Raw genomic sequence first — 23441 nt, 5'->3', positions numbered from 1 at the left:
CTCCTATTAAGACTTCGTCGCTGTAGCGGGCGCTGCTGCGTTTTGATCGACTTCCTGTGCAGTAACCTGTACGCCTGGCTTAATTTTTTGCAGTCCTGTCACGATAACTTTATCGCCACTTTTTAAACCGTCGGTAACAACCCATTTGTCGCCAATAGCTTGTGTTGTGGTCACAGTACGAAGTTCAACTTTATTGTCAGCGCCGATAACCATCGCTGTTGCATCACCACGTGGGTTACGGGTGATACCTTGCTGCGGAACCAGCAGTGCGTTGTTGTTAACACCTTCATCAAGACGTGCGCGCACAAACATACCCGGCAGCAGGGAATCATTTGGATTCGGGAAGATGGCTCGTAAAGTAATGGAACCGGTGGTTTCATCAACAGTCACATCAGAGAATTCTAATGTACCCGGCTGTGAATATTCTTTACCGTTATCCATCAGCAGTTTGACTTGCGCTTTACCGTCAGCCTGTTTCAGTGAACCGTCAGCCAGTTCCTGTTTCAGACGCAGGAAATCATTGCTGGACTGTGTTACGTCAACGTAGATAGGGTCGAGCTGTTGCACGGTTGCCAGCGCAGTGGCCTGGCCGTTAGACACCAGCGCACCTTCTGTCACAGACGATTTACCGATACGTCCGCTGATCGGGGAGGTCACTTTGGTGTAAGCCAGATTGATGCGTGCAGACTCAACGGCTGCTTTCGCACTGACTACTGCAGCATCAGCCTGTGCCGCAGTTGCGACAGCCGTATCGTAATCTTGCTTGCTGATGTAACTGGTACCGAGCAGAGGCTTGTAACGTGTCACGGTAAGACGGGAAATTTGTGCATTCGCCTGAGCTTTTACCAGATCGCCTTTAGCGCTGTCATACGCGGCCTGATAAGTGGCAGGATCAATTTGATATAAGGAGGTACCGGCTTTGATGTCGCTACCTTCAACGAAGTTACGTTTGAGAATGATACCGTTAACCTGCGGGCGCACTTCAGCAATGCGAAAAGCAGCAGTACGACCAGGAAGTTCGGTAGTCACATTTAGCGGTTCAGTTTTCAGGGTAACGACGCCAACCTGCGGAGCCTGTGGCGCACCTTGCTGAGCTTCTTTATCGTTACATCCTGTAAGTGCTAAGCTTCCGGATAGCATCAGAACTACCGCCAGAGGCGTTAACCCTCTGTTTTTGTTCATAAATAAACCTCAAGTGTCCGATTTCAAATTGTCCAATGGATCACAACATCCCAAATCCATTGCTGCGCTTTTAGTATGTGCGTGCTATGTTACATACATTCAAGAATGTATGTAAATCAAACTCCCCATAAAGATAAACCTATGGCACGAAAAACCAAATCACAGGCACTGGAAACCAGACAACAGATTCTGGATGCTGCTGTGCGTGAATTTTCTGCCCGTGGAGTATCGTCGACATCACTGACTGATATTGCAAATGCAGCCGGTGTGACGCGGGGCGCAATTTATTGGCATTTCAGGAACAAAGTGGAACTGTTTAACGCGATCTGGGAAGCTTATGAATCCCGGATAAAAGTGCTCGAAGTAGAGTATCAGACAAAGTTTCCGAATAATCCACTGCGTATTTTGCGCGAAATCCTTATTTACATACTGGTCGCCACCGTGACAGATAGCCAGCGTAAAGCATTGATGGAGATTATATTCCATAAATGTGAATTTGTTGGGGAGATGACATCGGTTCATGAAGCGCGCAAAGCGCTCTATATGGAAGGATACGGTAAAATTGAGCGTATTCTCGTACGCTGCATAGAAGAAAAGCAACTCCCGGCCAATCTCGATACCCGCCAGGCCGCAGTTATTTTACGCGCCTATCTCTCCGGTTTAATGGAAAACTGGTTATTTATTCCTGAAAGCTTTGATTTAGAAGGCAATGCCGGAAGGTTTGTGGATACGTATATAGATATGCTCCGCCACTCATCCTTTCTTACCATGATAAAATAACGTCTTACTGCTTTCCGCTGTATTAATAAGCCTGCAAATCTGTTCTCCATTTTGGCGACAAAATAAACACACTGATGTTGTATTCAGATACGCTTTTCTCCTTCCTTTCATCGTGAACGCTGCTATTGTCATCACCTATTATTCATTTGGTATGAGTTGACACCGACGTATGTTTATCTGGTTTCTGGCCGCCGCTTCTGACGTAATTTCTCTCCTGAAAAAAAAGGGAATGGCAGGTTTTTTTACGTTTGTGATATGTGTTGCATTGTTTCTTTTCTCCTTCCCCGGTCATGCTGCCAGTAATGATATTCCGGGCCGTAATGAAGTTCAAAACCAGCTTGATGCGTTAAATCGCCAAAAAAACCTGACGCCGGTCGATAAGCTATCGCAACAGGATTTGATCCACATGCTGGAATACCTTGATGCGCTTGATCGGGTGAAACAGGAAGTTAATCAGCTGCAAAAACAGGTCGCAGAAGCACCGCAGAAATTACGGGTGGCGATGGATGGCCTCGAGCAAATCAAAAACAACCCCAAAGATGACGTCAACAAAGCGCAACTTGGCGCTTTATCGCTGCGTCAGCTGGAAAATCGTCTTAACGATACCCTCGATGATCTTCAGTCTTCTCAGGAAGATTTATCCACATTCAATACCCAGCTGATTTCCCTGCAAACCCAGCCGGAACGCGTGCAGAACGCGATGTACACCTATTCGCTGGCTATCCAGAAAATCCGCAATCAGCTCAATGGCATGTCGCCTGGTCAGCAAGATTTACGAACTACTCAGCAAAATATGCTCGTGACGCAGCAGGCTTTGCTGAGTGCGCAGATTGATCTGCAACGTAAGAGCCTCGAGGCCAACACTACGTTACAGGATTTACTGCAAAAACAACGCGATTACACCAATGCGCACATCAGCCAGCTGGAACATACCGCGCAGCTGTTGCAGGAAGTGGTCAACGGAAAACGGCTGATTTTGTCTGAACGCACGGCAAAAGAAGCACAGACCCCGGACGACACCTCGGACATCCAAAATGATCCGCTTGTTGCGCAGGAACTGGGGATTAACCGCCAGCTCAGTGAACGCCTGATTGCCGCCACGGAAGAGGGCAACCAGCTGGTGCAGAAAAACATCACGGTGAAAAACTGGCTCGACCGTTCGGCGCAGGCTGAGCATGACCTCAAAGAGCAAATCACTGTACTGAAGGGCAGTTTATTGCTGTCGCGCATTTTATATCAGCAACAACAAAATACCATCCCGCCTTCCGGCCTGATAACGGACATGAGCACGCACATTGCCGATCTGCGTCTCGAACAGTTCAAGATCAATCAGCAGCGTGATGCCTTATTCCAGGGCGACAGCTACATTCAGGGCGTAGTGGCCAACAGCAAAGAGACGATTAACGGCGATATCAGTGATGCACTGGATCAGATTGTCGACATGCGACGTGAGCTACTTGATCAACTGAATAAACAGCTCGGTAATCAGTTGTCGCTGGCCATCAGTTTGCAGATTAACCAGCAACAATTGCTGAGCATCAACCAGTCGCTGACCGAAACGCTGACCCAGCAGATTTTTTGGGTGAGCAGCAATAAACCGATGAACTGGGAGTTCATCAAGTCATTGCCAGATGAAGTGAAAAATCAGCTGAGCAGCCTGCATGTCAGTATTCCGCCGGGTGAGCTGATGCTAGGTGCACTGCATTCCCTGCCGGTGACCATTCCGCTGTTAACCGTAATTTTGTTGCTGCTGTGGCGCAGGAAATATATTAACCAGCGGATTGAAATGTTGAGCAATGATGTCGGACAGCTCAAGCGGGACAGCCAACTGCATACGCCGCAGGCGCTGGCACTAATGGCGCTGAATGTTTTGCCCGGCGTCCTGCTGATGCTCGGCATCGGCTACTGGCTTTCAGTGTGTGATATCGAGCCGAGTGATTTCTTCTGGACACTGGCGCAACGGTTGGCGGTTTTCCAGCTGGTGATGGGCTTTTGTTATCGAATTCTCAAACCGGGCGGCATAAATGAACGGCACTTCAATACGCCGGCGGCCACTTGTGCTCACTATCGTCGTTCTGTCATTCGTCTGAGTCTGGTGATGTTACCGCTGATTTTCTGGTCGGTACGCGGTGAGAAAGCGCCGCTCGGGCTGGTGGATGACATCATCGGACAGGTCGTGATTTTCCTGACGATGCTAGCCCTGACCGTTCTGGTTTTCCCGATTGCGCGCGATGGCTGGCGTGAAAAAGATTCGCACAGTATTCGTCTGGTGGTGGTGACGGCGATTGCCCTGGCACCGATTTTCTTCGTCGGATTGGTGGTCAGCGGGTATTTTTACACCACGTTGCGACTGGCAGGTCGCTGGATTGACAGCCTGTATCTGCTGATTTTCTGGAACATTGCCTATCTTGCGGCATTGCGCGGACTCAGTGTTGCCGCGCGGCGCCTGGCTTATCGCCGAGCGCTGGCGCGTCGCCAGACCATAGCGGCGAAAGATGGCGCGGAGGGCAACGAGCCGGTCGAAGAGCCGCAGATCGGGTTGGATCAGATCAACCAGCAGTCATTACGCCTGACCACGATGGGCCTGTTCTTTATCTTCGCGACAGTGTTTTACTGGATTTGGTCGGATTTGCTGACGGTGATTTCGTATCTGGACAGCATTACCTTGTGGCATTACTCCAGCACGGTGGCGGGCGCGGTCATTCAGCAAACGGTGACGCTGGGGAATTTCCTGCTCGGTTTCCTCGCGGTGATTGTGGCGTATGTATTAACGCGAAATTTGCCGGGATTGCTTGAGGTTGTCGTGTTGTCGCGGCTGCAATTGCGGCAGGGGACGTCCTACGCCATTACCACCATTCTGACCTATTCGATTACGGTGATTGGCGCAGTGACAGCGCTCGGATCGCTCGGCGTCTCGTGGGATAAATTGCAATGGCTGGTGGCCGCGCTGTCGGTGGGGCTGGGCTTTGGTTTGCAGGAGATCTTCGCGAACTTTGTTTCAGGGCTGATCATTCTCTTCGAACGCCCGGTGCGTATTGGCGATACCGTGACCATCGGGACATTCTCAGGCACCGTCAGCCGCATTCGTATCCGTGCGACTACGATTATCGATTTCGACCGCAAAGAAGTGATCATCCCGAATAAAGCGTTTGTGACCGAGCGGCTGATCAACTGGTCGTTGAGCGACACCGTCACCCGCGTGTTGATCAAACTCGGTGTGGCGTATGGTTCCGATCTCGACAAAGTGAAAGAGATCTTATTGCAGGCGGCGCATGAAAACGCCCGTGTGATGAGTGACCCCGCGCCATTGGTGTTCTTCCTGAATTTCGGGGCCAGCACGCTCGATCACGAACTGCGAGTGTATGTGCGTGAGCTGGGGGATCGCAGTTATACCGTGGATGAACTTAACCGCAGCATTGATAAGCTTTGCCGCGAAAACGGCATTAATATCGCGTTCAATCAGCTGGAGGTGTATCTGCATAATCAGGACGGCAGTGAAGTGCAGGAAGTGAAACGTGTAATGCGACAACCGGGCGATGAACCGGATGCATTGCCACAGAGCTGAGAAATTCGGTGCCATTCAGGGGAAATTGACGGGTTCCCCTGAAGCAGGCAGCCGGTCGGCTTATAGGTAACTGATCGAAAGCGTACTCTTACTGTTTTTCAACTTTTCCTGATAATCGCGTTGTACGATTTCCAGCGCCGCAAGCGCGGTTTCAGGGGCAATTTCATTGCACTCAAGCAGGTAAATCAAATCGACAGCAAGCTGAAGTTCGGGGGGCGCATTTTCTACGGACATATAGGCCAACATTATGATTAGCAGGTTTTGGACTTACTATTATAGATAAGAAAAGGTCCGGCCTGAATGCCGGATTAAAAAAATGTGATAAAGATTCAAAAACCTTTTTCCTGCCGTTCGATTTGTCTCTCTATTTTGGCCAGCGCCTGACGACAACGCATTAAACGTCCTTCGAGCGCCGCCAGTTCCTTCTGCACCCGCTGCTGATCGCTGAATGTCGCCAGCTGACCCAGCGTGGTTTCCCGATCTTCAATCATCGCAATCAGACGTCGCTCGAACTGCTGAGTTTCCGCCAGTTTGGTGTAATTATCATGGCTTTTGCGTTCCGGTGTCTGGTGCGTTTTGCGCAGAGACTGGGTCGCCAGTTCGCGCTGCATGGCGGTAATTTGTGCCACCAGCCGTTCGGCGATAAACGCCACCTGCGCAGAGCGTTTTTCGAGTACTTCCTGATTCAGTTGCCGCAAATTGGTTTTAATTTCTGCCAGATAATCGCGCAACCGAGTGCCTTTGGTTGAGAAAAGTGCGACATCAAACCGTGCCTGTGAGGCGGAAACATGGCCGATCGGTTCAATTTCCCGAGCCAGTGTTTCGATCTGCTGATCGAGGACATGTAAAATTCGTTCTGTGCTCACGATAACCTCCCTTAAACTCTGGCGTAGCTTACCGGTATGACAGCCTCTGCGCACTTGTTTACACTGAGAAACCGTAAATCGGCTATGCAGCCTGTTTTAAGCTGAAGGAAATGCATGAAACGCGTACTACTGATTACCGTTGGCTGGTTGTGTGTGGTGCTGGCGACGCTCGGCGTGGTGTTACCGTTGTTGCCGACAACCCCCTTTTTACTGCTGGCGGCCTGGTGCTTTGCCCGGTCCTCTCCCCGTTTCCATCAGTGGTTATTGTACCGCTCATGGTTTGGCAGCTATCTGCGCCACTGGCAGACACATCGCGCGTTACCGAAAGGTGTAAAGCCGAAAGCGGTTGCGCTGATTGTGGTGACTTTCGCTATTTCGATATATTTTGTGCCGTTATTGTGGGTGCGTATTTTATTGGTTTGCATGATGTTTGCGTTGCTGATCATGATGTGGCGATTACCAGTGGTTGACCTTGAGCAATAAAACAGGCGATCATGTCCGGCTGCGGGTTGCTTTTTAAAGCAGCTTTGCATAGATTTGGGCATCTCGTACGTCGGTGCGCTCCCAATTTCCTTCCTTGAACGACATGCTTTATACAGGCATGGCGGGGGACATTTGACCGCCCGCGTTTAAGTATGAACAGCAGCTTTATCAGGCAATTACATTATGACCGCTACCGCACAGCAGCTACAGTTTATTAAAGACAGTATCAAAACCATCCCTGACTATCCTAAGCCAGGCATACTGTTCCGTGACGTCACCAGCTTGCTGGAAGACCCAAAAGCTTACGCTGCAAGCATTCAGTTACTGGCTGATCGTTACCGCGATGCCGGCGTCACCAAAGTGGTGGGCACTGAAGCACGAGGTTTCCTGTTTGGCGCACCGGTTGCGCTGGTTCTGGGCGTGGGCTTTGTTCCCGTGCGTAAACCGGGCAAATTACCGCGTGAAACCATCAGCGAAACCTACGATCTGGAATACGGCACTGACAGCCTTGAAATCCACGTTGATGCGATTCAACCTGGCGAAAAAATTCTGGTGATCGACGATTTGCTGGCAACAGGCGGCACGATTGAAGCCACCGCGAAACTGATCCGTCGTCTGGGGGGAGAAGTGACTGATGCTGCATTCATCATTAACCTGCCGGAACTGGGCGGTGAAAAACGCCTGAACGATTCAAATATCAACTGCTACAGTCTGGTCTGTTTCGACGGCCACTGATTCATGCGCGTTGATGTGAACTGGCCTCGCCGTTAACGCGAGGCCTTTTGCTTTCTGCGCCGTTATTTCCCTCTTTCTTCTGCCCAGACCACCATTATTTTATCGTCACCTTGCTGACGGCTGAAGGCATAATATTGCGCCGTCAGCTGCGATTTCTGCACGCCCGCGCCAACCGCCGGATGTTGTTCCCTGAAAGTTCCCAGTTTTTGCCAATGCTTCAGTAAAGCCTGTTTCGGACCGGTCAGCTCACTCCAGTTCATGTCAGAACGCGTTCCCTGTAAAGGATCTGAACCCGTCGCGCCAAACTGGCGGCCACTTTCATCGCCGTAATAAATCTGCACCGCGCCGGGTGCCAGTAGCAACAAATCTGCGGCGCGCTGCTGTAACGGTAGAGAACCTTTGGCATCGGCAGCGAAAAACAGCCGGGTATCATGCGATGACAAATAACTGAGGACATTGAAATCCTGCATTTTCTCCGCCATCTGCTGATAAGTTGCATCGATGCTGGCAAAACAACTCAGCGCTGCCGCGGCCTGATCCTGAAAATCAAAATTAATCATTGCGTCAAAACCATTGGCGTAATAATCGCTTTTCATTACTCCGTGCCCCCAGGCCTCGCCGGTCATCCAGAATGGTGCGTCATCCAGCGCCTTTGCAGGATTGGTCGTTTTCCATTGTTTCAGGGCTTCGGCTGAACGGTCTTTGAGTAATGCCAGTGTCGCTTTTTCGACGTGTTTGGCGGTATCCACACGGAATCCGTCTATGCCGTAATCCCGCACCCACTGACTGAGCCAGGTGACCAGATAATCACGCGGTGTTGCACCGGGAATTTCACGTGCGGCCGTATCGGGTTTGTTGCGATAGAAAACGGGCAGGCCGCTGGCTTGTGTGGATTCCGTTTTAATATCCGGCAGGAAGGCCAATGACATCGTCAGATCGTCATAACCGGGCGAGTCATAGTCACCAATGTCGGTGCGGATCCATTTTTCCCCCCACCAGGTGCTCCAGCCGTCTTTGTCGCCGAAATTAATATAATCATTAAAACTGTGCCAGTTCTGGCCTGGACCGGGCTTCCAGTCAGTCCAGTTTTTGCCGAGTGTTTTTCCGATGTCATCACCTTTCAGATACAACGAGCCGAACTGGAAGGTTTGCATGTCTGCCAGCGTGGCATAGCCGGTGTGATTGACGACAACGTCAAATAAAATGCGGATCCCACGTTTGTGCGCTTCGCTGACCAGTTTCTGTAAATCTTCGCCGGTGCCCATATTGGCATCGAGTTTTGTCCAGTCGAGCGTGTAATAGCCGTGATAGGCATAATGCGGGAAGTCGCCTTTGGTGCCGCCGCCGACCCAACCGTGGATCTGCTCGAGCGGCGAACTGATCCAAAGTGCGTTAACGCCGAGCTGTTGCAGATAGTCGAGTTTGCTGGTCAGCCCGGCCAGATCACCGCCGTGGAAAGTGCCGATTTCCTGCATTCCGTCACTGTGACGGCCATAGCTGTGATCGTTATCCGGATTGCCGTTTTCAAAGCGATCGGTCAGTACGAAATACACCGTGGCGTTTTTCCAGCTAAACGCCGCGGGTGCTTTGCGCTCTGCTGTTTCCAGTAACAACAGGCCGCCGCTGGCCGGATCCGGCATCATTGTGATGTGGCCGCCGCTGACCTGTGTGCTCTGACCAGAATAAAAATCGCGAACAGTTTCACCCTCAGCAAAAGTGCCGGAGACATCGACGGTCAGCGGTTTTCCATCCCCGCGCGGACAGGTTTTCGCCACCGGGGCGACGGTTTCCTCCGCCGTTTTCAAACTGAGCTGAAGCGTGGGGGTGCCGCTGCGGGTATCAATTCGAACCTGATAATCCCCCGCGCGGAACAGTTTCCAGTTAACCGGTACCTGGCTTTCACAAGGTTGCAGCGACAGCATTTCGTTAAGCTTTACCGCGCCCGTGGGTTGCCAGCACTGATTATCCTGATGTAATTCCAGTGTGCGTTGTCCCTTAGGTAACGTGGCGTGGCTGGTGAATATTCCGCTGACCGGTTCGGCGAAACCGGGGAAGCCTTGCAGCGTCCAGTCGGCCTGTGCGGCGGGAGAAATGAGCAGTAATAAAGGCAGTGTCAGGTGTTTCATGGCTCTCCTTACGAAAGGCAGGAAGCATTATCAGAACAGAGGTGAATTCAAGTGTAATGAGTGGGCAAAATTTGCCCTCATCCCGTGAGGCGAATTGTCAGGAGGAGGAGGAAGGTGGAGAAACTGCGGCGCGCTGCGCAAAAAGTAAAGTAATAGGAATGATGGCAACCCTGCTGGTACACTAAGAAGTGGCAGTCTGGCTCCGGCATCATTATGCTGAGTCTTCAGTCTCCGTTTCGCAGACCAGCGCAGAAAGACGGGTTAAACGATGTTTTTTCGTGTATCGTCAAATTATTCATTATAAATCAACGATGAAGTGTTAATGAGCTATCAGGTTCTTGCCCGTAAGTGGCGCCCCCAAACTTTTGCCGACGTCGTCGGACAGGAACATGTGCTGACCGCGCTGGCCAATGGCTTGTCGCTCGGGCGCATCCATCACGCCTACCTGTTTTCCGGTACCCGTGGCGTAGGGAAAACCACCATCGCCCGTCTGCTGGCGAAAGGCCTTAACTGCGAAACTGGCATTACCTCCACCCCTTGTGGCGTGTGTGATAACTGCCGCGAGATCGAGCAGGGCCGTTTTGTCGATCTGATTGAAATCGATGCCGCTTCCCGTACCAAAGTCGAAGACACCCGCGAGCTGCTGGATAACGTGCAATATGCACCGGCGCGGGGCCGCTTCAAAGTTTACCTGATTGACGAAGTGCACATGCTCTCGCGTCACAGCTTTAATGCGCTGTTGAAAACGCTGGAAGAGCCGCCCGCACACGTCAAATTCCTGCTGGCAACGACGGATCCGCAAAAACTGCCGGTCACCATTTTATCGCGTTGTTTGCAGTTCCATCTGAAAGCGCTGGACGCTGAACAGATCCGTAAACAGCTCGAACATGTATTAACCCAGGAAACCATCACCACGGAACCGCGCGCTTTACAGCTGCTTTCGCGCGCTGCCGACGGCAGTATGCGTGATGCGCTGAGCCTGACCGATCAGGCGATCGCGATGGGGCAGGGCGCGGTGACGACCGAAACCGTGGCACAAATGCTCGGTACACTGGATGACGAACAACCGCTGGCGATGCTGGAAGCGCTGGTCAGCGCCGATGGCGGGCAGATGATGGCGCAGGTCGAACAGGCCGCGTCCCGTGGCGTAGACTGGGAAAATTTGCTGGTGGAAACGCTGGCGTTGCTGCACCGCATTGCAATGGTTCAGTTGTTACCGTCGGTTCTCGATAATCATTACGCGGCGATTGAACAACGCCTGCGCGAACTGGCGCGTGTCATTCCGCCTGCAGACGTACAGCTTTATTATCAGACCTTACTGATTGGCCGCAAAGAGCTGGCCTATGCGCCGGACAAACGTATGGGCGTTGAAATGACGCTGCTGCGCGCGCTGGCCTTCCATCCGAAAGTGATTATTGCTGAACCGGCTCCCCAGCCAGTCGCAGCCCCAGCTTATGTGGCGCCGCAGGCTCCATCACAACCGGCGGCACCGCGTAACGCGCCGCCGCAACAAAACGATAATGCGCCTGCGCCGCAGGGAAATGCAGAACCGGGGTCAATGCCGGATTCCACCGCGCAACTTTTACAGGCACGAACACAATTGCTCAGGCAGGGGAGTACCACCCCAAAAAAAGCTGAGCCGGCAGCGCCAGGAAAAGCGCGGCCGGCAACCTCAGCACTGGAGCGTCTCGCTTCGGTGACTGAGCGTGCGCAGACATTGGCTGTGAAGAAAGAACCTGCCGCGCCGATAAAAGAAGAAGCGTATCGCTGGAAAGCGATGATGGAACCGGAAGTTGCACCGGAACCGGTGGCGACACCGAAAGCGCTGCGCACCGCGCTGGAACATGAAAAATCGCCGGAACTGGCTTCCCGCCTGGCGGAAGAAGCGATTGAACGTGATGAATGGGCGGCTGAGATCAGCCGGATGACCATTCCGAAACTGGTGCAGCAACTGGCGCTGAATGCGTATCGTGAGCAGCCGGAACCAGGCAAAATCTGCCTGCACCTGCGTTCCTCGCAAAAGCACCTGAATTCGCCGTCCGCGCAGAAAGTGCTGACGGATGCTTTATCGGCATTGCATCAGACGCCGGTTGAACTGACCGTGCTGGAAGATGATAATCTGGCGGTGAAGACGCCGCTGGAATGGCGACAGGCCATTTATGAAGAAAAACTGGCGCAGGCGCGTCAGTCTATTATTGCGGATAACAACATTCAGACTTTGCGCCGTTTCTTCGACGCTGAGCTGGATGAGGAAAGTATTCGCCCAATTTAAACGCCGCGATTGTGACGCGGCCATTGCTGAGAGAGAAGACTATGTTTGGAAAAGGCGGCATTGGTAACCTGATGAAACAGGCCCAGCAGATGCAGGAAAAAATGCAACAGGCTCAGGCGGAAATCGCTCAGCTGGAAGTGACCGGTGAGTCAGGCGCTGGCCTGGTGAAAATCACCATCAACGGTGCGCACAACGTGCGTCGCGTTGAAATCGATCCAAGCCTGCTGGAAGACGATAAAGACATGCTGGAAGATCTGATCGCTGCGGCGTTCAACGATGCTGCACGTCGTATCGATGAAACTCAGAAAGAAAAAATGGCAGCCGTATCTGGCGGCATGCAATTGCCACCAGGCTTCAAGATGCCATTCTGATGCAAACCAGCCCTCTCCTTGAATCTTTAATGGAGGCGTTGCGTTGCCTGCCGGGTGTCGGCCCGAAGTCCGCGCAACGTATGGCATTCCAGTTGCTGCAACGTGATCGCAGCGGCGGAATGCGGCTGGCGCAGTCTTTAACGCGTGCCATGTCTGAGATCGGCCATTGTGCCGATTGCCGTACCTTCACCGAGCAGGAAATCTGTACGATTTGCGCCAATCCACGGCGTAAAGAAAACGGTCAGGTTTGTGTGGTGGAAAGCCCGGCGGACATTCATGCGATAGAACAAACCGGTCAGTTCTCTGGTCGCTATTTTGTGCTGATGGGACACCTGTCACCACTCGATGGCATCGGGCCGGACGACATCGGTTTAGGCCGTCTGGAAGAGCGTCTTGAAAGTGAAAATATTCAGGAAGTGATCCTGGCGACTAACCCGACGGTTGAAGGTGAAGCGACCGCCAACTACATCGCTGAAATGTGCGGCCAGTATGGCGTACTGGCGAGCCGCATTGCGCACGGTGTGCCGGTCGGAGGCGAACTGGATATGGTCGACGGCACCACGCTGTCGCATTCCCTTGCCGGACGTCATCCCTTTCGGTTCTGACTGTTATGCGGGCGCGGTTCTCTGCGCCCCGTTTTATTCAGCTATCCCTCTGCATTTCTTCTTAAAATTTTCTCCCTGTGCTTGAAAAGCCTGACACGTAACCCCACTTATTCCTCAACGTCTGATTTGGTCAATAACAGTATCTGGATTGAGGTAATTTGATGAGTATGAAAGGACAAGAGACACGCGGATTCCAGTCTGAAGTAAAACAACTGCTTCATCTGATGATCCATTCCCTGTATTCAAACAAAGAAATTTTTCTGCGCGAGCTGATTTCCAACGCCTCAGATGCCGCTGATAAACTGCGTTTCCGCGCATTGTCTGCGCCTGAACTTTATGAAGGTGATGGCGAGCTGCATGTCCGTCTGGCATTTGATAAAGAAAAACGCACCCTGACGCTGAGTGATAACGGTATCGGCATGAGTCGTGACGAAGTTATCGATAACCTCGGTACCATCGCCAAATCCGGCACCAAAGCGTTCCTGCAATCTGTCGGTTCCGAGCAGGCGAAAGACAGCCAGTTGATTGGTCAGTTTGGTGTGGGCTTCTACTCTGCCTTTATCGTGGCAGACAAAGTCACCGTGCGCACCCGCGCAGCCGGTGCCAGTGCTGACGAAGGCGTATTCTGGGAATCTGCCGGTGAAGGTGAATACACCCTGGCGGATATCGAGAAAGCCGATCGCGGGACTGAAATTACCCTGCATTTGCGCGAAGATCAGGACGAATTCCTGGATGACTGGCGCGTGCGCTCCATCATCAGTAAATATTCCGACCATATTGCGTTGCCGGTTGAAGTCGAAACCCGTAACGAAGAAGACGACACCGTCACCTGGGAACAAATCAACAAGGCACAGGCCCTGTGGACCCGCGGTAAAGCGGAAGTCACCGACGACGAATATAAAGAATTCTACAAACACATTTCCCATGATTTCAGCGATCCGCTGAGCTGGAGCCACAACCGCGTTGAAGGTAAGCAGGAATACACCAGCCTGCTGTACATCCCTTCACAGGCACCGTGGGATATGTGGAACCGCGACCATAAACACGGCCTGAAACTGTATGTGCAGCGCGTGTTTATCATGGACGAAGCCGAGCAGTTCATGCCGAACTACCTGCGTTTTGTTCGTGGTCTGATAGATTCCAACGATCTGCCGCTGAACGTGTCCCGTGAAATTCTGCAGGACAGCCGCATCACCCAGAACCTGCGCAGTGCGCTGACCAAACGTGTTCTGCAAATGCTGGAAAAACTGGCGAAAGACGACAACGAAAAATACCTGCAATTCTGGAAACAGTTTGGTCTGGTATTGAAAGAAGGTCCGGCAGAAGACGGTGCGAACAAAGAAGCGATCGCCAAACTGCTGCGTTTCGCCAGCACCCGCAACGACAGCAGCGAGCAGACGTTGTCGCTGGAAGAGTATGTGGCGTCGATGGTCGAAGGCCAGGACAAAATTTATTACATCACTGCCGACAGCTATGCGGCCGCGAAGAGCAGCCCGCATCTGGAATTGTTCCGCAAAAAAGGCATTGAAGTCCTGTTGCTGTCTGACCGTATCGACGAATGGATGATGAGCTATCTGACTGAGTTTGATGGCAAAGTCTTCCAGTCCGTCAGCAAGGCAGATGACACACTGGACAAACTGGCTGACGAAAGCGAAGAGCAGAAAGAAGCTGAAAAAGCGCTGGAGCCGTTCGTTGAGCGCGTGAAAACGCTGCTGGGTGACCGTGTGAAAGAAGTGCGTCTGACGCACCGTCTGACTGACACGCCAGCCATCGTTACCACCGGTGCCGACGAAATGACCACGCAGATGGCAAAACTGTTTGCCGCTGCCGGTCAGGATGCGCCGGAAGTGAAATACATCTTTGAGCTGAACCCGGAACACGCGCTGGTGAAACGTGCTTCTGATGTGGCTGATGAAGATCAGTTCAGCGAGTGGATTGAGCTGCTGCTGGATCAGGCGCTGTTCGCAGAACGCGGCACGCTGGAAGATCCAAACCTGTTCATCCGTCGCATGAATACGCTGTTACAGGCATAATCAGCTGGCGTAAAACGAAAAGGGTGTCGTGAAAGCGACACCCTTTTTTATTGCTTTGCTTCTTCCCGTATCCATTCCCTGAAAGCCTGTGAGTCAAGTTCAGCAATCATGCCGGTAGCGTGATGTTCTTGCTGGTCGTGGCCCCGCAAACTGGTGGGCAGAACGACGGATGGCGCAGGCTTAACCCCAATTTCAGCAGGGCTTGTTCCTTGAGCAAAAGTGCTCAGAATGGTATGGTTGACCGTTTTTCGAGATTCATAAAAATTACATGCAAGGGGATTTACGCAATGCGTATCATTCTGCTGGGCGCTCCGGGCGCAGGTAAGGGTACTCAGGCTCAATTCATCATGGAGAAATTTGGTATTCCGCAAATTTCTACCGGTGATATGTTGCGCGCCGCTGTGAAGGCCGGAAGTGAACTCGGCAAGAAAGCAAAAGAGATTATGGATGCCGGTAAACTGGTAACCGACGAACTGGTTATCGCACTGGTGAAAGAACGTATTCAGCAGGAAGATTGCCGCAACGGTTTCCTGTTAGACGGTTTCCCTCGTACCATTCCGCAGGCTGATGCCATGAAAGACGCGGGCATCAAAGTGGATTACGTGCTGGAATTCGACGTGCCTGACGAACTGATCGTCGATCGCATCGTAGGTCGTCGCGTACACCCTGGCTCTGGCCGCGTGTACCACATCCATTACAATCCACCTAAAGTGGAAGGTAAAGACGATGTCACCGGCGAAGAACTGATCACCCGTAAAGATGATCAGGAAGAAACCGTACGTAAACGTCTGGTGGAATACCATGAGCTGACTGAGCCGCTGGTGTCCTACTACAGCAAAGAAGCTGAAGCGGGCAATACCAGGTACGTCAAAATTGACGGTACACAACAGGTCTCTGCAGTGCGTGACGAACTGGCTGCTATTCTGAGCTGATCGTCTGTTCTGCGCACTATCACGGGGTGACTACGGTCGCCCCGTTTGTTTTTTTAGGGTCTCCATTTCCAATACCAAAATAATTCGAGCGGCGGCAAGCGAGCGTGACGGGGATTAATAATAACAATTCGCATTGATAGTTTCTGCCGTTGTTCCCATCGTCTTTGTTTTCGTTACAATGACCTGCGCCTCTTTGCCGCATCACAAATAAACGGTGGTGCCCATAACTTTTCGCACTGGCTTCAGTGCCTTCAATTTAGGAAATTCAGCATGACGCAGACCAAATTCGGTGTTCTCCTGGTCAACCTCGGGACGCCGGAAGCTCCGACCCCGCAGGCCGTTAGAAAATATCTGGCTGAATTTTTGAGTGATATCCGTGTGGTTGATACCCCCCGCTGGCTGTGGTGGCCGATCCTGAATTTGGTGATCCTGCCGCTGCGTTCCCCGCGCGTGTCCAAACTGTATAAAGCCGTGTGGATGGAAGAGGGCTCACCGCTGATGGTGTACAGCCGTCGTCAGCAGAAAGCGCTGGCAGAACGCCTGCCGGGTACGCCGGTTGAACTGGCGATGAGTTACGGCAAGCCGGGCATGAAAGAACCGATTGAAAAACTGCTGGCGCAGGGCGTGACCAAAATGGTGGTGCTGCCGCTGTATCCGCAATACTCCTGCTCAACCAGCGCCGCAGTTTTTGACGGCGTGGCGCGTGTGCTGAAATCGCAGCGTCGCCTGCCTTCAATGAGCTTTATCCGTGATTACGCCACCCATCCGGCTTACATTTCCGCGCTTAAAGCCAGCATCGAACGTTCGTTCGCTCAGCATGGCGAACCGGACCGTCTGGTGTTGTCCTTCCACGGCATTCCAAAGCGTTTTGTCGCGCAGGGTGATGACTACGAACAGCGTTGCCGCGATACAGTGCAGGCGCTGACCGATGCGCTGCAACTGCCTGCGGGCAAAATTATGCTGACCTTCCAGTCCCGCTTTGGTCGCGAACCATGGCTGACGCCTTACACCGATGAAACGCTGAAAGGCCTTCCGGCTCAGGGAGTTAAGCATATTCAGATCCTCTGCCCGGGCTTTGCGGCAGACTGTCTGGAGACACTGGAGGAAATCAAAGGCGAGAATCGCGAGATTTTTATTCATGCAGGCGGCGAGCGCTTCGAATATATTGACGCCTTAAACGACCAGCCGGAACATATTGATTTGCTGCAACAGCTGGTCACTCAGCACTTCTGACTGAAGCCTGAGTTTTTTGAATCTCCCGAGAATAATGCATGAAATTTCCTGGTAAACGTAAGTCCAAACACTATTTTCCGGTCAGCGCACGCGACCCTTTATTGCGTGATTCTATGTTGCAGGCAATGCAGCCGGAGTCAGAAGCCGGTGCCTCGTACATCGCCGGCATTGACCAGACGATGGTCGATATCGAAGCGCGTGTTGATGAGAATTTTGTTGCCCGTTACGGGCTGACGCCCGGTGAATCCAATATTCTTGATGATGAGATGTCGGAAACGCTGTATCAGGAACTGATGAGCAACGCCCTGATCACGCACCAGTTTGCGGGCGGCACTGTCGGTAACACACTGCACAACTATTCCGTGCTGGCCGATGACCGTTCGGTGCTGCTCGGCGTGATGTGTAATAACGTTAAAATTGGCGATTATGCTTACCGTTATCTTTGCAACACCTCCAGCCGCGTAGATCTTAACTTCCTGCAGGGCGTGGATGGCGCGATAGGTCGTTGCTTTACGCTGATCAGCGATACCGGCGAGCGCACCTTTGCCATCAGTCCGGGCAAAATGAACGGTCTGCGTGCGGAAAATGTGCCGGAAGATGTGATAGCAGGAGCCTCCGCGCTGTTACTGACCTCGTATTTGCTGCGCAGCAAGCCGGGCGAACCGATGCCGGAAGCCACCATGCAGGCGATTGAGTACGCGAAGAAGTACCATGTGCCGGTGGTCTTAACATTGGGCACACAATACGTTATCGCCGAAGATCCGCAGGCATGGCGTGATTTCATCCGTGATAACGTGTCGATTCTGGCGATGAACGAAGATGAAGGTTTTGCGCTGACTGGCCTGAAAGATCCGCTGATGGCGGCGGATAAGGCGCTGGACTGGGTCGATCTGGTGTTGTGTACCGCCGGACCGAACGGTCTGTTTATGGCGAGTTATACCGAAGATGAGTTCAAGCGCACCACCCAGCATCCGCTGCTGCCGGGGACGATTGCCGAATTCAATCAGTACGAATTCAGCCGCGCGATGCGTCGTGACTGTTGTCAGCAACCGTTAAAGATTTATTCCCACATCGCGCCGTATATGGGCGGGCCGGAGAAAATCATGAACACCAACGGAGCAGGTGACGGTGCATTATCGGCGCTGCTGCATGATATCGCCGCCAACGGTTTCCACCGGACTTCTGTGCCGAATTCCAGCAAACATTCCCGCGAATATCTGACCTATTCCTCGCTGGCGCAGGTGTGTAAATACGCCAACCGTGTGAGTTATCAGGTGCTGAACCAGCACTCGCCGCGTCTGACCCGTGGCCTGCCGGAACGTGAAGACAGCCTGGAAGAAAGTTACTGGGAGCGATAAGGAGTCAGGCGGCTGTCAACATTTTGATGAAAATCAGAAGGGCGTTGAGATAGAAGCCATTTTTTATAAAGCCACTTAAGCGGGCGCAGTGATGAACTGCGCCCTTATTTTTTAATCACTAACAGATGATCAGATCGGGCAAAACGGCCGCTTTTCGTCTTCGGTCATAATATCGATTTGCAGCATACCCAGCATGCTGTTGGCGATTTCCCGCTCGCCCATCACCACGCGATCCGCACCGCGTTCCAGGATATAGGTGACTTCATCGTCATAATGCGCACGGGCGATAATTTCAATATTCGGCCGCTTGACGCGGGCTGATGCAACGATTTCACCGGCTTCATAACCGTTGGGAATGGTCACCAGCAGCCAGCGGGCGCAGTCGAGACGCGCCAGATCCATCACTTCCTGATTGGCGGCATTGCCGAGCACCGTACTAATGCCCTGATCGCGCAGCGCCTCGACACGCGGACGCGAATTTTCAATCACCACCAGCGGGATCCCCGCAGCCTGAAGTTTCTCGCCGAGCAGGCTGCCGACGCGTCCGTAACCCACCAGCAGTGCGTGATTGCACAAATCGAACGGGATTTGCTTCTCGTCTTCAACCGCTTCTTCAACGCTCTGGTCTTCGATGGTTTCCGTTTTCGCCAGATATTTTTCCAGCAGCGTGAACAGCAGCGGGTTAAACATAATCGACAGAATTGCCCCTGCCAGCACCAGATTACGGCCATGTTCAGACAGCAGTCCCAGCGAAATCCCCAGACCGGCGAGAATAAAGGCGAATTCGCCGATCTGCGCCAGACTGACGGAAATCGTCAGCGCGGTGCGTTTGGAATGCCCGAACATCTTCACCAGCAGGAACGCGGCAATGGATTTACCGAACACGATAATCGCCAGCGTGGCGATCACGGTCAGCGGTTCACGCACCAGAATCATCGGGTCGAATAGCATGCCAACCGAGACGAAGAACAGCACCGCGAAGGCATCGCGCAGTGGTAACGTGTCGTGCGCGGCACGCTGGCTGAGTTCGGATTCATTGAGCACCATACCGGCGAAGAACGCGCCCAGCGCGAACGACACATCAAAGAATTCCACGGCGCCGTAAGCGATGCCCAGCGCCAGTGCCAGAACTGACAGCGTAAACAGTTCACGTGAACCGGTGCTGGCGGTTTTGGCGAGGATCCACGGCACTACACGGCGGCCCACCACCATCATCAGCACCATAAACGCGATCACTTTACCAATCGTCACGGCAAGGCCGGTGAGCAGTTCTACCGGGCTGGAGTGATGGCTTTCCAGCATGCCGCTGAACGCAGGCAGCAGAACCAGCGTCAGCACCATCACCAGGTCTTCAACAATCAGCCAGCCGATGGCGATTTGCCCGCGCTGGCTTTCAATCAGTTGCCGTTCTTCCAGCGCCCGCAGCAACACCACGGTACTGGCGGTGGACAGACACAGCCCGAACACCAGTCCGGTGGCCAGATCCCAGCCCATCAGGCTTGATAATCCCATTCCAAGCAGTGTTGCAACCGCGATTTGCGCTACAGCGCCGGGAATGGCTATCGACTTTACGGCGAGTAAATCTTTCAGAGAAAAATGCAAACCTACGCCAAACATCAGCAGGATGACGCCGATTTCTGCCAGCTCCGGTGCCAGTGAAGTGTCTGCAACGAAGCCCGGTGTAAACGGACCGGCCAGCACGCCAGCAGCGAGATAGCCAACCAGAGGCGAAATTCGCAGGCGGTTGGCGAGCATTCCTAACAGGAACGCTAAGACCAGACCGCCAACGATGGTAGTGATGAGAGGCGTAGAATGATGCATTCAGACTCCTTCTGGTTATGCATAAAGCAAATATGTTGCTGATTGTTTCTAAGTTTATGGTAAAAATCGTTTTCACGTTGGGGAATTTTGGCCTTTTTTATATAAAATCATCAGCAGACGATAAAAAAAATTCCAACGCGGGATTTAAATGGGTTTTATCAGGCAGATATCAAGGGAATAAGGGTTCAGACGCTGCCGATATTTAACTATCGGCAGCCGGTAAGGAAAGGTTAAGGGCTATTTGCGTTCTATATTTGGCAGGAATGCTGTCAGGATCCCGAGCAACGGCAGGAAGGCACAAATCTGATACACCAGTTCGATACTGGTTTTATCGGCCACATAGCCGAGCACCGCGGCGCCCAGCCCGCCCATACCAAAGGCCAGCCCAAAGAACAGGCCCGATACCATGCCGACTTTCCCTGGCATCAGTTCCTGCGCAAACACCAGAATCGCCGAAAATGCCGAGGCGAGGATCACGCCGATAATCACGCTCAGTACGCTGGTCCACATCAGACTGGCGTGCGGCAAAAGTAGTGTAAATGGCGCGACGCCGAGAATTGAAGCCCAAATGACGTATTTGCGCCCAATCTTATCACCCACCGGCCCGCCGATAATGGTGCCCGCAGCCACTGCAAACAGAAAAACAAACAGATGGATTTGTGCGCTTTGCACCGATACACCAAATTTATGGATCAGGTAAAAGGTGTAATAGCTGCTCAGGCTGGTCAGGTAGAAGTACTTGGAAAATATCAGGATCAGCAAAATACCCAGTGACATCGCCACCGTTTTACGTGGCAACAGGGTCACATGACTTTTCACCGGCCCGCGCGTTTTGGCGATCAGGTTTTGCTGGCGATACCATTTACTGATTTGCAGTAACACCACAATGCCGAGCAGCGCCGCCAGTGAGAACCACGCAACATTGCCTTTACCGTAAGGCGCAATAATCAGTGCAGCCAGCAGCGGGCCGAGGGAAGCGCCGAAATTACCGCCCACCTGGAACAGCGATTGCGCCAGCCCGTGACGACCGCCGGAAGCCATGCGCGCCACGCGCGAAGACTCAGGGTGGAAAACCGAAGAACCCGTCCCGACCAGCGCCGCCGCCAGCAGCACGACAGGGAAACTCTGCGCCACAGCCAGCAGCAGCAGCCCGGAGAGCGTAAAGCCCATGCCGACCGGCAAAGAATAGGGTTGCGGATGTTTGTCGGTGTAATAGCCGATCAGCGGCTGCAACAGTGATGCGGTGATCTGATACGTCAGCGTGATCAGCCCGATCTGTGTGAAGCTCAGAGAGAACTCGTTTTGCAGCAACGGATAAATCGCCAGTATCAGCGACTGGATCATGTCATTAAGCAGGTGAGAAACGCTGATCGCCGCCAGAATAGAAAACGCAGTCTTTTTGACTGCGTCTTTCTGCGGGCTGGCTGGCGTTGACGTCGTGTCTGTCATAGCAGAGGAAGCCTTCTTATTGTAGAGGTGCAGAGTACCGGCCTGTCAGCTGATTTTCGCGATCTCAGCAAACTGACCTTTCAGTAAGCGACAAAGATCGCCTGCCGCCAGTTCGATATCAAGGCCGCGTTTACCGCCTGAAACATAAATGGTATTGAACGTCTGCGCCGGGCTGTCGATCACCGTGGGCAGCAGCTTTTTCTGTCCGAGCGGACTGATGCCACCGACAAGATAACCGGTAACGCGTTGTGCAATCATAGGATCCGCCATATCGGCTTTTTTCGCCCCCAGCGCTTTCGCGACTTTTTTTAAGTCCAGCTGGGATGCCACCGGCGTGACCGCCACGGCCAGATTTTTAGCATCACCATTCAACGAAACCAGCAGGGTTTTATAAACCTGACGGGCGTCCAGACCGAGTTTTTTTACGGCTTCATCGCCAAAATTGGTTTCATCGCTGCTGTGTTCATACGGATGAAGGGTGAAGCTGACTTTATTCTTTTCCAGGAGTAATACGGCAGGGGTCATAGCCTGTCTCCTCTGTTTTATTTTATGTTGTTGTTCGAAATTTCATCACCTGTTCAATCTGATGAAATTAAACAATAAAGTGCACTTAATAAGCGAAGGAGAAATAGTAGAGCAATGAATGGTTATTGCCAAGACCCAACACAGATTGCTACCCTGTGCCAGCCGGTGTTGCGCCTGTAAAGGCTGACACTGAAGCTATAACTAATAAAATGAAATTCCTCTTTGACTGGCCGATAGAAATATCGGCCATTTTTTTAATCTCCGTCATCCTTCAGGCTATCTCTTCTCTGCGAGTAATTCCGGCAAATTCCCTTCGCCATACAAATGCAGCGCACCTACTGCGACCACATAGTTTCCCGCCGGGAGATCCAGCAACAGTTGTTTCCAGCGAATGTTTCGCTGATTCATCAGGATATCGTACAAATCGCTGCTGAAAGTGTTAGGCAGTTGCTCGGTCGCCAGTCCCGGTTTGGTATCCAGCCACCAGCTGATCATGGTTTGCAGCAAGCGGGCATTGGTGTGCCAGTGCGTCAGGGTATCTTCCAGCAGCGTGAGTCCGCCATCTGGCAACTGCTGCAATAATTCGAACTGTTCCTGCGGACCTTCCAGCTCAATGATTTTCGTCCCCTGCTTTTTGGCGGTCTGCAACAGCTGATAATCAATGCCGTAATTTCCGCGCAACCCGAGGCGCTGCGCCTGCGTGGCCTGCAACATCAGTGCCACCTGCCACGAGGGCAGCGGATTGAGCGTCCACATGGATACGCCCAGTTCTTCGCATAAACGTTCGACGTGCAGATACTGGGATTCGGGCAGACGTTCGGCCAGTGGCGGAAATTCGCCGGTCATGCTGAAGGGAGATTCCGTGCCGCTGATATCGGCTTCGACAATCAGTGCATCGGCTTTTTGCAGGCGGCGCAACAGGGGCGCGGGCAGGGGGTGCATGTCCTGCGTGCCCATATGAATGCTGCCGACCAGATGCAGGGAGCGGCTGCCGGGAAGCTGAATATCAATGGCGGGATAAGAATACTCGACGGGAAACAACTTGCGGAACCCGCTTAATACCCGGTTGAAAAAATGCGCCATAGTGCATGGTCTCCCGAAAAAT

General features: G+C 52.6%; 19 protein-coding genes and 1 other annotated feature. Of the genes, 11 read left to right on the top strand and 8 right to left on the bottom strand.

The features are described from left to right. Positions 1-6 precede the first annotated feature (6 nt). Positions 7-1182, bottom strand: coding sequence for an efflux RND transporter periplasmic adaptor subunit (locus AACU55_RS01525; protein ID WP_013576608.1), 1176 nt, complete (start codon positions 1180-1182; stop codon positions 7-9). Positions 1183-1323: 141 nt separating this feature from the next. On the opposite strand from AACU55_RS01525, the gene acrR reads away from it, so the two are divergent. Then, entirely contained in the window at positions 1324-1962 is a 639-nt protein-coding gene (acrR, locus tag AACU55_RS01520) for a multidrug efflux transporter transcriptional repressor AcrR (RefSeq protein ID WP_013576607.1), read from the top strand. 169 nt (positions 1963-2131) lie between these two features. Beyond that, positions 2132-5527: a mechanosensitive channel MscK gene (gene mscK, locus AACU55_RS01515; RefSeq protein ID WP_134706537.1), complete on the top strand. Its 3396-nt coding sequence runs from the start codon at positions 2132-2134 to the stop codon at positions 5525-5527. Positions 5528-5587: 60 nt separating this feature from the next. Here mscK and rsmS read toward each other — a convergent pair whose 3' ends face one another. Beyond that, positions 5588-5761: a pleiotropic regulatory protein RsmS gene (rsmS, locus tag AACU55_RS01510; protein ID WP_015690305.1), complete on the bottom strand. Its 174-nt coding sequence runs from the start codon at positions 5759-5761 to the stop codon at positions 5588-5590. 95 nt (positions 5762-5856) lie between these two features. Next, positions 5857-6393, bottom strand: coding sequence for a primosomal replication protein PriC (priC, locus tag AACU55_RS01505; RefSeq protein WP_013576604.1), 537 nt, complete (start codon positions 6391-6393; stop codon positions 5857-5859). Positions 6394-6507: 114 nt separating this feature from the next. Between priC and AACU55_RS01500 the strand changes: the two genes are divergently transcribed. Next, the gene (locus AACU55_RS01500) at positions 6508-6876 is read left to right on the top strand and encodes a DUF454 family protein (RefSeq protein WP_013576603.1); all 369 of its coding nucleotides are present in this window, start codon (positions 6508-6510) and stop codon (positions 6874-6876) included. Between the two features lie 183 nt (positions 6877-7059). After that, positions 7060-7611: an adenine phosphoribosyltransferase gene (gene apt, locus AACU55_RS01495; RefSeq protein ID WP_013576602.1), complete on the top strand. Its 552-nt coding sequence runs from the start codon at positions 7060-7062 to the stop codon at positions 7609-7611. 62 nt (positions 7612-7673) lie between these two features. Here apt and AACU55_RS01490 read toward each other — a convergent pair whose 3' ends face one another. Further along, the gene (locus tag AACU55_RS01490; RefSeq protein ID WP_134706536.1) at positions 7674-9737 is read right to left on the bottom strand and encodes an alpha-amylase; all 2064 of its coding nucleotides are present in this window, start codon (positions 9735-9737) and stop codon (positions 7674-7676) included. A 322-nt stretch (positions 9738-10059) separates the two neighbouring features. Between AACU55_RS01490 and dnaX the strand changes: the two genes are divergently transcribed. From dnaX to AACU55_RS01455, 7 genes are all read left to right on the top strand, one after another. Continuing rightward, positions 10060-12009 (top strand): DNA polymerase III subunit gamma/tau, encoded by a 1950-nt coding sequence (gene dnaX, locus AACU55_RS01485; protein WP_037036880.1) that lies wholly within the window; start codon positions 10060-10062, stop codon positions 12007-12009. Next, positions 11345-11409: a sequence feature (DnaX frameshifting element), on the top strand. Its footprint overlaps the gene before it by 65 nt. A 41-nt stretch (positions 12010-12050) precedes the next feature. Then, complete coding sequence (locus tag AACU55_RS01480) at positions 12051-12380, top strand: YbaB/EbfC family nucleoid-associated protein (protein ID WP_013576599.1); 330 nt, start codon at positions 12051-12053, stop codon at positions 12378-12380. Continuing rightward, a complete protein-coding gene (recR, locus tag AACU55_RS01475) occupies positions 12380-12985 on the top strand; it encodes a recombination mediator RecR (RefSeq protein ID WP_013576598.1) in 606 nt (201 codons plus the stop codon). The genes AACU55_RS01480 and recR overlap by 1 nt, the downstream gene beginning before the upstream one ends. Positions 12986-13152: 167 nt before the next feature. Continuing rightward, on the top strand, positions 13153-15018 hold the full coding sequence (gene htpG, locus AACU55_RS01470; RefSeq protein ID WP_037037477.1) for a molecular chaperone HtpG: 1866 nt from the start codon (positions 13153-13155) through the stop codon (positions 15016-15018). A 287-nt stretch (positions 15019-15305) separates the two neighbouring features. Next, on the top strand, positions 15306-15950 hold the full coding sequence (gene adk / locus AACU55_RS01465) for an adenylate kinase (RefSeq protein ID WP_013576596.1): 645 nt from the start codon (positions 15306-15308) through the stop codon (positions 15948-15950). Positions 15951-16220: 270 nt separating this feature from the next. After that, positions 16221-17183, top strand: coding sequence for a ferrochelatase (gene hemH, locus AACU55_RS01460; RefSeq protein WP_037036882.1), 963 nt, complete (start codon positions 16221-16223; stop codon positions 17181-17183). A gap of 38 nt (positions 17184-17221) precedes the next feature. Beyond that, positions 17222-18541: an inosine/guanosine kinase gene (locus AACU55_RS01455; protein ID WP_037036883.1), complete on the top strand. Its 1320-nt coding sequence runs from the start codon at positions 17222-17224 to the stop codon at positions 18539-18541. A gap of 129 nt (positions 18542-18670) precedes the next feature. Here AACU55_RS01455 and ybaL read toward each other — a convergent pair whose 3' ends face one another. The 4 genes from ybaL to AACU55_RS01435 all read right to left on the bottom strand — a co-directional run bounded on the left by ybaL (position 18671) and on the right by AACU55_RS01435 (position 23419). Continuing rightward, a complete protein-coding gene (ybaL, locus tag AACU55_RS01450) occupies positions 18671-20362 on the bottom strand; it encodes a YbaL family putative K(+) efflux transporter (protein WP_037036885.1) in 1692 nt (563 codons plus the stop codon). 237 nt (positions 20363-20599) lie between these two features. Beyond that, entirely contained in the window at positions 20600-21811 is a 1212-nt protein-coding gene (locus AACU55_RS01445) for an MFS transporter (protein ID WP_037036886.1), read from the bottom strand. A gap of 45 nt (positions 21812-21856) precedes the next feature. Further along, on the bottom strand, positions 21857-22336 hold the full coding sequence (ybaK, locus tag AACU55_RS01440; protein ID WP_013576591.1) for a Cys-tRNA(Pro)/Cys-tRNA(Cys) deacylase YbaK: 480 nt from the start codon (positions 22334-22336) through the stop codon (positions 21857-21859). A 276-nt stretch (positions 22337-22612) separates the two neighbouring features. Further along, the gene (locus AACU55_RS01435) at positions 22613-23419 is read right to left on the bottom strand and encodes a TraB/GumN family protein (RefSeq protein ID WP_134706535.1); all 807 of its coding nucleotides are present in this window, start codon (positions 23417-23419) and stop codon (positions 22613-22615) included. Positions 23420-23441 lie beyond the last annotated feature (22 nt).

Source organism: Rahnella sp. CJA17(1/100) (assembly GCF_963881615.1).
Classification (GTDB): Bacteria; Pseudomonadota; Gammaproteobacteria; order Enterobacterales; family Enterobacteriaceae; genus Rahnella; species Rahnella aceris.
This window is presented reverse-complemented; position numbering and strand designations above follow the sequence as displayed.

Bases quoted from the DNA above. Each gene is read 5' to 3' on its own strand.
- htpG (WP_037037477.1), top strand. From the start codon at position 13,153: ATGAAAGGACAAGAGACACGCGGATTCCAGTCTGAAGTAAAACAACTG.
- adk (WP_013576596.1), top strand. From the start codon at position 15,306: ATGCGTATCATTCTGCTGGGCGCTCCGGGCGCAGGTAAGGGTACTCAG.
- recR (WP_013576598.1), top strand. From the start codon at position 12,380: ATGCAAACCAGCCCTCTCCTTGAATCTTTAATGGAGGCGTTGCGTTGC.
- rsmS (WP_015690305.1), bottom strand. From the start codon at position 5,761: ATGTCCGTAGAAAATGCGCCCCCCGAACTTCAGCTTGCTGTCGATTTG.
- AACU55_RS01525 (WP_013576608.1), bottom strand. From the start codon at position 1,182: ATGAACAAAAACAGAGGGTTAACGCCTCTGGCGGTAGTTCTGATGCTA.
- AACU55_RS01490 (WP_134706536.1), bottom strand. From the start codon at position 9,737: ATGAAACACCTGACACTGCCTTTATTACTGCTCATTTCTCCCGCCGCA.
- AACU55_RS01435 (WP_134706535.1), bottom strand. From the start codon at position 23,419: ATGGCGCATTTTTTCAACCGGGTATTAAGCGGGTTCCGCAAGTTGTTT.
- ybaK (WP_013576591.1), bottom strand. From the start codon at position 22,336: ATGACCCCTGCCGTATTACTCCTGGAAAAGAATAAAGTCAGCTTCACC.
- AACU55_RS01445 (WP_037036886.1), bottom strand. From the start codon at position 21,811: ATGACAGACACGACGTCAACGCCAGCCAGCCCGCAGAAAGACGCAGTC.
- AACU55_RS01455 (WP_037036883.1), top strand. From the start codon at position 17,222: ATGAAATTTCCTGGTAAACGTAAGTCCAAACACTATTTTCCGGTCAGC.
- apt (WP_013576602.1), top strand. From the start codon at position 7,060: ATGACCGCTACCGCACAGCAGCTACAGTTTATTAAAGACAGTATCAAA.
- acrR (WP_013576607.1), top strand. From the start codon at position 1,324: ATGGCACGAAAAACCAAATCACAGGCACTGGAAACCAGACAACAGATT.
- mscK (WP_134706537.1), top strand. From the start codon at position 2,132: ATGTTTATCTGGTTTCTGGCCGCCGCTTCTGACGTAATTTCTCTCCTG.
- AACU55_RS01480 (WP_013576599.1), top strand. From the start codon at position 12,051: ATGTTTGGAAAAGGCGGCATTGGTAACCTGATGAAACAGGCCCAGCAG.
- hemH (WP_037036882.1), top strand. From the start codon at position 16,221: ATGACGCAGACCAAATTCGGTGTTCTCCTGGTCAACCTCGGGACGCCG.
- AACU55_RS01500 (WP_013576603.1), top strand. From the start codon at position 6,508: ATGAAACGCGTACTACTGATTACCGTTGGCTGGTTGTGTGTGGTGCTG.
- dnaX (WP_037036880.1), top strand. From the start codon at position 10,060: ATGAGCTATCAGGTTCTTGCCCGTAAGTGGCGCCCCCAAACTTTTGCC.
- ybaL (WP_037036885.1), bottom strand. From the start codon at position 20,362: ATGCATCATTCTACGCCTCTCATCACTACCATCGTTGGCGGTCTGGTC.